This is a genomic window from Vibrio genomosp. F10 str. 9ZD137 (genome assembly GCF_049974785.1).
In the GTDB taxonomy this organism is placed as follows: Bacteria; Pseudomonadota; Gammaproteobacteria; order Enterobacterales; family Vibrionaceae; genus Vibrio.
In genome coordinates this window covers 1-2,800 of the sequence record NZ_JBNGCJ010000728.1, presented here as the reverse complement: position 1 = coordinate 2,800, position 2,800 = coordinate 1, and the positions used below count along the sequence as shown (strand labels likewise).

At 44.6% G+C, this 2,800-nt stretch carries 3 protein-coding genes; all 3 read left to right on the top strand.

Annotated elements, in window-relative coordinates:
• A partial coding sequence (locus ACP45E_RS17335; RefSeq protein ID WP_347229987.1) for a DUF6701 domain-containing protein occupies positions 1–1,147 on the top strand: 1,147 nt, incomplete at its 5' end.
• 150 nt (positions 1,148–1,297) lie between these two features.
• Complete coding sequence (locus tag ACP45E_RS17330) at positions 1,298–2,341, top strand: rod shape-determining protein (RefSeq protein ID WP_017035384.1); 1,044 nt, start codon at positions 1,298–1,300, stop codon at positions 2,339–2,341.
• A gap of 67 nt (positions 2,342–2,408) precedes the next feature.
• Positions 2,409–2,800, top strand: a 392-nt coding sequence (gene mreC / locus ACP45E_RS17325) for a rod shape-determining protein MreC (protein ID WP_141707389.1), incomplete at its 3' end; no start/stop codon positions are given.

Genomic DNA, 2,800 nt, shown 5'->3' with positions numbered 1-2,800 from the left:
GAGCCGCTCTTCCGATCTAGGCGGTGTTGATGGTCAGTTATCGGGTTCATTATTAAAAAGTCATGATAGCAGCGTTGGTTTTTACAATTACTCGGATCTGAGCTGGGATGAAGTCGGCAGTGTTCGTTTGTTAGTGGATACTCAAGCTACTTACCTGGAGATGGATATCAATCAAGGCTCCAGAAGCATTGGCCGATTCTACCCTGCTTTCTTTACAGTGATCGATACGCGATGGGATTATCCAGGCTCACAACCACATGTGTACATGGGGCAACCATTTGATGGTGTAGAGTTCGATGTAGAAGCGTTAAATAGTAGTAACAATGCGGTGCAGAACTATCCACTGTTTGTCTCATCACTGCACGCAAAGTTTAATTTATATGAAAACAGTACGTTCAGTGCTCGTCTAACTGCACCCGCATTAGAAGGTGCTAGTTGGGCTGTCGATACGAATCGCTCAATTGGGACGTTCTCCAATTCCGCGAATAATGACTGTACCGATAGTATCTGCTGGTTGAAGCAAACCACATTTGTTCCTGACGGCCCTTTCAATGCGGCAGAAGCCATTGAAGATTCAACCATCACTATTGATGGAACAGTCTCAGTGACGAATATCGATCCTATTGCTTATGCCACCGATGGTGCGATTCTTACTGATCAGCCAGATATCCGCTTTGGACGTATGAGCTTAAAAGATGTAGGTGGCAACCAAAATACCGTTATCACCGTTCCTCTTACTGTTGAATATTGGAATGGCAGTCGATTTATCACTAATACAGATGACAATAGCACCAAATTTGATGGCGATGATTATTGCCAGCAAGTCATTTGGTCAGACTTGGCGGATAACGCGAGTTTATCAGAAGACGATACTGTGTCATTAGGAGAGTCTCGTTCACTGCTCGCCTCACAAACCACCTCTGTACGTGAACAAATTCGTTTTTGGTTAACTCTGGATAGCACGGCCGGTGAAAATGGTGAAAGTGATGGTTGCAATGGGAGCGATAACGAATTGCCATGGCTTCGTTACAATTGGGATGGCGCAGATACAGACGAAGAAGATCCATCAACGGTTGTCACCTTTGGTATTCATCGTGGTAATGATCGCGTCATTTACCGAGGCGAAAGTGGCTTAATAGGTCAGTGATTTACATCATTTCATGCGCTAAGTAAGGAAACTGTTAGAAAATGCGGATTTTGCTCCATGTTTATGCCTCAATGCCTTGCTGATATGGCAAGGCATTGGTACATTTAGTGCAATTTTTATCTTCTAATTCTCGCAGGACGAACGAAGAATATGTTTAAAAAACTTCGTGGCATGTTTTCTAACGACCTATCTATCGATTTAGGTACTGCCAACACACTTATATATGTCAAAGGACAAGGGATCGTTCTCGACGAACCTTCTGTTGTTGCTATTCGTCAAGATCGTGCGCGCTCTGGAAAGAGCGTTGCTGCTGTCGGTCATGCCGCAAAGCAAATGCTAGGTCGTACACCTGGCAATATTTCAGCCATTCGCCCAATGAAAGATGGGGTGATTGCTGACTTCTATGTCACGGAAAAAATGTTACAACATTTCATAAAACAGGTTCACGACAACAGTGTGCTTAAACCAAGCCCACGCGTTTTGGTTTGCGTACCTTGTGGTTCAACTCAAGTTGAGCGTCGTGCCATTCGTGAATCGGCATTAGGTGCTGGTGCTCGTGAGGTTTACTTGATCGATGAGCCAATGGCTGCGGCAATTGGTGCTGGTCTGCGCGTTTCAGAGCCTACTGGTTCAATGGTTGTGGATATCGGTGGTGGTACTACTGAAGTGGCGGTTATCTCACTAAACGGTGTGGTCTACTCATCTTCTGTACGCATCGGTGGTGACCGCTTTGATGAAGCGATCATTAACTACGTTCGTCGTAACTACGGCAGCTTAATTGGTGAAGCAACCGCTGAGAAAATTAAACATGAAATCGGTTCAGCTTATCCTGGTGATGAAGTTGAAGAGATTGAAGTGCGTGGCCGTAACCTTGCAGAAGGTGTACCACGTAGCTTTAGCCTAAACTCAAACGAGATCTTAGAAGCACTGCAAGAGCCTCTTTCGGGTATTGTTTCTGCTGTTATGGTTGCATTGGAGCAGTGTCCACCAGAGTTAGCGTCAGACATTTCAGAAAACGGCATGGTATTAACTGGTGGTGGTGCACTGCTTAAAGATATCGACCGTCTACTAACGGAAGAAACAGGGATCCCTGTTGTCGTCGCTGAAAATCCGTTGACGTGTGTTGCTTTAGGTGGCGGTAAAGCCCTTGAGATGATCGACATGCACGGTGGCGATCTGTTTAGCGAAGAGTAATGAATTTATTGGCTTTGGTATGAATCCTATCAAGGCCAATAAAGCGAAAAATTAGGATCTCTATATCATGAAGCCGATATTTGGCAGAGGGCCTTCACTTCAATTTCGCCTGTTTTTAGCGGTTACCCTATCAGCCAGCCTTATGCTGGCTGATAGTCGTTTAGGTGCATTTTCAAGCGTCCGATATTTTTTAAACAGTTTGGTGGCTCCGATCCAGTACGCGGCGGATATGCCACGTCTGATGTTTGATGGTTTTTACGATAATTTTAATACCCGCAAAGCCTTACTTGACTCAAGTCGAACTTTAAAGCGAGAAGTCCTCAAACTTAAAAGTGACCTGTTATTACTTGATCAATATAAAGAAGAAAACAATCGGCTGCGTAAGCTGTTAGATTCTTCTTTCATTCGAGATGAACGTAAGGTCGTCACTGAAGTGATGGCGGTTGATACCACGCCTTA